Genomic DNA, 5,962 nt, shown 5'->3' with positions numbered 1-5,962 from the left:
GTCGTAACATGAAAGAACACCCGTGATTTGCTCTTTATATCGTTCGGTAATCAACATACTAAACCTCCATGCTAAAAATGTTACACTCATTTTAGCATGGTTTAACTAAAAATTCTTGGTTCCGGCTTGTCCGGGTTAGGGATTTAGTCGAACATTATGATATCAAAAATCTCATTTCTCTGAAATTCTTTTTAAAACGACTTTTTAGTTGTGCCACCAAACAGGTTTCAATCAACCGCATATACAATGATCTTAAGTCCGCCGGAATTAAAATCGGGAAAAACAGCCTCTACGAATTTCTTGAACAGGCGGAATCAATATTTCTTGTACAGACATTAAAAAAATACTCACCAAAAGTTTCGGTACAGGAATTTGGAGAAAGAAAAATATTTATTATAGATAACGGATTGCTGAATTCGGTGGTCTTCAAGTTTTCCGCCGATAGAGGCAAAGCAATGGAACAGGTTGTGTTTTGGGAACTCCGCAGGAGGGGCGAATCATTCTTTTTTCTTAAAAACGGATATGAATGCGATTTTGCTATTGTATCTAAATCCGGCGAGATTAACGATATTATACAGGTTTGCAGTGATCTCAGTAATTCACATACCTTATCCCGTGAAATCAAAGGAATCAGCACGGTCTGTAAACAAACCGGTATTTCTAATGGAATGATTATAACTTATGACCGGCAGGATCAAATAAAAACGGACGATATCACCATCGATCTCATTCCGCTGCCGGTTTTCCTTTTAAAATAACGCAAACGATATGGGAATAAAGAGTATTGATTTCGTCTTGCTAAGACCGGTGAATATGCGAGCTGGATGAAGGCATCAGGCAAATGGGATATGACGTTTAGGAAGGGAGTATTAAAGCTGCCTATGAGTCATTTGTTTTATGTGCTGGGGGAGAAAAATAATCAAAATCAAAAGTTATTTATCAAAAGTCAAAATCAAATCACCGGTTAAGGCCTTTTTAAAATGAATCCAGAAAGCTATATTTTATCACACTGACCTGTCTTTTCTTTCTTTATCTATGTATTCTTTTACATGATCTGCATTTTCCCCAAAACTGCCTGTTGTTAATCCTGACAGTTTTTCCGTGAAAGAAGAAACAGGCTGAAGGATAATTTTATTATCTTCCCTGCTTAATAGGATTTTTGTGCCTGATTTTATATTCATCTCTTTTCGAATGCGTGCAGGTAGAATAATATACCCTCTGTTTGAAACCGTCACATTATCAGTAATCATGCTGTCATTCTCCATAAATGTTATCTACTTTATTAATAGCTGCATAATTAATTATTGTCAACAATATATATCAATGCAGCTAATGATAGTGTTTGTCAGAATGTTTTTGATGCCAATTCCAGGCTGTGCCAATGATAGTTTCAAGTTCTGCAAATTGCGGCCGCCATCCCAATATATCATGGGCTTTACGGGAGCTACTGATTAAAACCTCAGTAACACCTTCACGACGCATAGTTTCAGTGGCAGTAATTACACGTCCTGTTACTTTTTCAGCTATACCAATAATTTCGCGAACTGAAAAACCGGTATCATTACCTAAGTTGAAAGAATCACTACTACCACCGCTTTGCAGATAATCAAGCGCTAAAATATGGGCATCTGAAAGATCTGATCGGCAAGATCACCAAGAAAAAATCTCCCCACTTGACGAAAGAACTATGTCCGTAAATCAGGTTATCAAATACAACAGTCTTATAACCGCGCCAGTTAAACAATTTATTAGCATGCGACCCTATATAGCCGGTACCTCCAAGGATTAGAATCATAGATTTTATATTTTTTCCAAGTATCGATTTATTATCTATTTAGCAAGTTACCTTATCATAATTGAGAAGAAAAAATTGGCAGATGCAATTATGTCCTATTACCTGCCTTATAATCTGATATTGTATCATGATAAACTGCTTCATACTGATCAATCATTCGGTTAAAAGTGAAAAACTCATTAAATCTTTGATATGCGAGTTCAGCTATTTGGGCTGCATGAAGAGGATTTGAAATTAAATAATCAATTTTTTCGACAAGTGCGGCAGCATTGCGTGAGGGGCATAAAAGTCCTGTCTCGTTGTCGATCACAGCTTCCGGAATCCCACCAGCTCGGGTTGAGATTACTGGAGTTTTGAATGCCATGGCTTCTATTACCGTCAGTGCCGGGTGGTCGGCTATCGTTGGGAGCACGAAAATATCAGAAGCGTTTAAAAACCCCCTCATCTCTTCACGGTGCACTCCCTCGACAAATGACACCGTTGTCGGAAAGGCCGGAGGCAATTCCAATCTGTCACCAATGTAAAGCAAATACAGGTTATCATATTTGAGGCCAAGGACTCCAAGTGCTTCGCATAAATATCCCCACCCTTTTCTCCAAGCTGGCGACTGACCAGCAAGTCTCTTGCCTCCACAAAAGAGAATTACTTTTTTGGTTTCCGATATACCCAATCGTGATCTTGCCAACTCTCGCTGGTTGGATAAATAAGACCCAGGATCAATCCCATTATATATCAAATGAAGAGAATGCCGGGACAGCGTTGATGATGAAACTTTTGATAAAAGCCATTTACTCGGACTGACAATGTGCAATTTAGCAAGTCTATATGTTGCCTCTTTCAATTGCCTATTTATCCATACAATCCATCTTGACCATGTCGGGCATAGCTCGCATCCATCCAACATGCCGTTACAATCAGGAACTGGAGGCCATCCGGTCAAGCAAAGCGGCCAAATATCGTGAAGAGTCCATACCATTGGGAAAAAGCGTGATAAAAGAAGTGTCCCAAGGGAAAATGTTTGTAAATTTATATTGTGAACGTGAATAACATCCGGTTGCTTTTTTCTTAATAATTTGATTAATTTTATCAACAAAAATAGATTTAAATAATGAAAAATTGGATTCTTAAATTTGTTTGACAATATGTATATTATATATCCATCCTGTTTTATAGTTTTATAATGTTTTCCTGAACATACCACAAATACTTCATGTCCCCGAGCAGCCATTCCTTTTGCCACATCAAGCGCTATAATAGAAGCACCTCCATGAACTATGCTTGCTGTAAGAATACAAATTTTCATATTCTTAAAACTTCATCATACAAACGACGAGTTGAATAGTTGTCAATATGGTCATGAGTAAAATCGGTTATTCTTTTTCTAAAATCAGCATATTTATCAATACATCCTGATTTTAAGAGCAGCTCTATATTATATTCCAATTCATCATAATTGTAGCATTTAACGCCCGGAGTCATTGAGTGATAGTCGAAATACATATCACGGTCATTGCTGAGATAATTTGCCAAATCGTATGAAAAAAATATAATTGGCCTATCAAGAAGGAGATAATCAAAAAAAATTGAAGAATAATCTGTGATCATAAAATCACATAACTTCATAATAGGATAAACATCAGCAAGAGGTGGATATTCTATCAAACTATCATCATGTATTATATTGTAGTATTTTTTTACTACTGGATGCAGTTTTAGAACGGTTAACAGATTAAACTTTTTTGAAATTTCGGAAAAGCGCTTCAAGTTTATTGCAACTTCAAATGGGTCCGTCATATCTTTGCGGAATGTAGGAACATAGAGACATATTCCTATTCCCTGAGCGCGTTTTTCTTTGATTATCTCTATAACTTTTTTATCCACATTAATCAGTGCCAATTTTTCAGCAGTAGTATTTCCTTCTGGCAATCCAAATAAAATATCATTTCTTGGATAACCAGTCGCAATAAATTTCTTTGCTCTGAAACTTTTTTTGAAAGCTTCTTTGATAAATTGTTTTGAGGTCGCCACAACAACATCATATAGAGGATAGCGACCGAGTATCTTTTTTTGAATTTTCAACAATGATCGCAACCGAAAAGGAGTTAATTGAAGGCGTTTTCGGTATAAATCCAACTCAATATGTTTTAAGGGAGCACCGTGCCAAATTTGTATCGTTTTTGCGCCTCTGGTAAGTGCATAGGCACCAAAATTGCTCCAGTCAGCACAATCGGTGACAATCTTACCACAGCGCAATAATACCACTATTGATTGAATTGAGGGATGCATAATCGCTTTGCCACCAGCATGAATAATAGATTGTTGAATTGATGTGCTTTCAGTTAAAAAAATTGTACTTACTTTATTATCTCTTAAACTTGTTGCATATAGAAAAAAATATTTGCTATTGTCTGCAAATACAGGTCCTGGACGGGAAAAAACTACAATCAAGTTAGGGACTCTTTTAATCAACAGAGTTAATGGGAATCCGAATACCCAACCCAACAAGGCTGTTATAGTCGGGAGAATTGCTGTTAAACTATTTTGGAACATTTGCCGGATTTTCGCAGTGTTCAAGGAATTCGTATTTTTTCAATAACAGCTGTAGTAGAAATGGACGGGGTTCGTGGCAAATATATAACTGAACAAATATCTTTGAATTCATCAAACTTTCCAGCCCAATCATCGCCCATAACCAACACATCTGCCTTATAAATATTTATATAATGGCGTTTAAGCTCAAGCGATTCCTCCAGGAAGACTTCATCCACACAGGATAAGGCACTGATAATTTCCATTCTCTCATCCTGATTATAAAAAGGTATGCGTCCTTTTTTAGAAAAGTTTAATGCATCAGTGGAAACACCCACCATCAGATAATTTCCAAACTTGCGGGCACGTTCAAGTATGCGTAAGTGGCCAACGTGGAATACATCAAATGTACCGAAAGTGATAACTCTTTCTTTCATTTATATGACTACCTATAAACCATCAAAAGCCCACTTTATTTCGAGGCAACATCTTGAAATAAAATAATTAACGACTAGAGTAAAATAATTAGTATTTGATAAAATTCTGATGTCTCGATGCTCTCTGCAAAAATCTATGAAATCACCTTTACTTTGATAATTTCTTTCTGTTTCTGCATCAATTCTTGCTCTCCTAGCAAAAATTGCCGTTTGGGTTTGCAGAAATATTTTGAAAGGCCACATATTCAATTTTTCTCTAAAAGAAGTATATGAATTATCGGTCATGAATTTTATAAATAACAGAATTCTATCAAGGTATCGCATCTGCATCCAGTTTTTATCCCGGTTGGAACTTGTTGTTGATTGCTTATGAATGCGGAAATGAACCAAAGTTTCTGGAATCAGCAGATACTGCATATTAACCCCGACTCGAAACCAGTATTCAAGATCACAAACTTGATGCATGGTAGAATCAAACAAACCAAACTTATCAAAAATTTCCCTGTGGATTAGGAACGATGAGGGTTCTCCAATGACATTTAGCCCGGGGTACCTTATAATGATTTTTACAGTATCTATAGGACTGATGTGAACTTTGTTTGGAAAGATATCCCATAAATATTTTCTTTGAATTTTCTCGTTATCAAGTTCATCGGGAACATGGCTTTTAACAATAAAATCTCTTTTGCAAAATATCATTTTTTCTTTGCCTGATGATTTTTCTATAAAATCAATCATTTTTTTTAGACAATCCGGCTCAAGCAGATCATCTTGAAAAATGAATTTAATCCATTTCCCGCAAGACTTTTTTATGCATTCATTCCAATTTCCAACAAGACCCAACCGTCTGTTATTTCGTAAAAAAACAATTCTTGGATCGATACATTCAAACTCTGAAATAATTGAAATACTTTCGTCACTGGACCCGTCATCAATAATCAACAATTCAAAATCTGAAAAAGTTTGATCTAATGCGCTTTGTATAGTTTCACGTAAATATTGTGCACCGTTGTACACAGGGATACAGATCGAGACAAATGGCGGTTGTTGCATCATAGTATCCTAACCCGGACAAGCCGGAACCAAGAATTTTTAGTTAAACCATGCTAAAATGAGTGTAACATTTTTAGCATGGAGGTTTAGTATGTTGATTACCGAACGATATAAAGAGCAAATCACGGGTGTTCTTTCATGTTACGAC

General features: G+C 36.3%; 6 protein-coding genes and 1 pseudogene. 1 reads left to right on the top strand and 6 read right to left on the bottom strand.

Going from position 1 to position 5,962, the window contains the following annotated elements; all coding sequences use genetic code 11:
* Positions 1-149: 149 nt before the first annotated feature.
* Positions 150-758, top strand: a pseudogene (locus VXK47_RS12445) (DUF4143 domain-containing protein); the annotation flags it as partial.
* 246 nt (positions 759-1,004) lie between these two features.
* Here VXK47_RS12445 and VXK47_RS12440 read toward each other — a convergent pair.
* The 6 genes from VXK47_RS12440 to VXK47_RS12415 all read right to left on the bottom strand — a co-directional run bounded on the left by VXK47_RS12440 (position 1,005) and on the right by VXK47_RS12415 (position 5,814).
* The gene (locus VXK47_RS12440) at positions 1,005-1,250 is read right to left on the bottom strand and encodes an AbrB/MazE/SpoVT family DNA-binding domain-containing protein (RefSeq protein ID WP_435549106.1); all 246 of its coding nucleotides are present in this window, start codon (positions 1,248-1,250) and stop codon (positions 1,005-1,007) included.
* Positions 1,251-1,606: 356 nt separating this feature from the next.
* Positions 1,607-1,795, bottom strand: coding sequence for an NAD-dependent epimerase/dehydratase family protein (locus VXK47_RS12435; RefSeq protein ID WP_435549105.1), 189 nt, complete (start codon positions 1,793-1,795; stop codon positions 1,607-1,609).
* 88 nt (positions 1,796-1,883) lie between these two features.
* A complete protein-coding gene (locus tag VXK47_RS12430; protein WP_435549104.1) occupies positions 1,884-3,098 on the bottom strand; it encodes a glycosyltransferase family 4 protein in 1,215 nt (404 codons plus the stop codon).
* Entirely contained in the window at positions 3,095-4,345 is a 1,251-nt protein-coding gene (locus VXK47_RS12425; RefSeq protein WP_435549103.1) for a CDP-glycerol glycerophosphotransferase family protein, read from the bottom strand. Before VXK47_RS12425 ends, VXK47_RS12430 begins: the two co-directional genes overlap by 4 nt.
* 20 nt (positions 4,346-4,365) lie before the next feature.
* Positions 4,366-4,761, bottom strand: coding sequence for an adenylyltransferase/cytidyltransferase family protein (locus tag VXK47_RS12420; protein WP_435549102.1), 396 nt, complete (start codon positions 4,759-4,761; stop codon positions 4,366-4,368).
* Positions 4,762-4,773: 12 nt separating this feature from the next.
* Positions 4,774-5,814 carry a glycosyltransferase family 2 protein gene (locus VXK47_RS12415; RefSeq protein ID WP_435549107.1) on the bottom strand — a complete coding sequence of 347 codons (1,041 nt, stop codon included), beginning with the start codon at positions 5,812-5,814 and terminating at the stop codon, positions 4,774-4,776.
* Between the last annotated feature and the right edge of the window lie 148 nt (positions 5,815-5,962).

This window comes from Desulfobacterium sp. N47 (assembly GCF_051233685.1).
Classification (GTDB): Bacteria; Desulfobacterota; Desulfobacteria; order Desulfobacterales; family RPRI01; genus RPRI01.
This window is presented reverse-complemented; position numbering and strand designations above follow the sequence as displayed.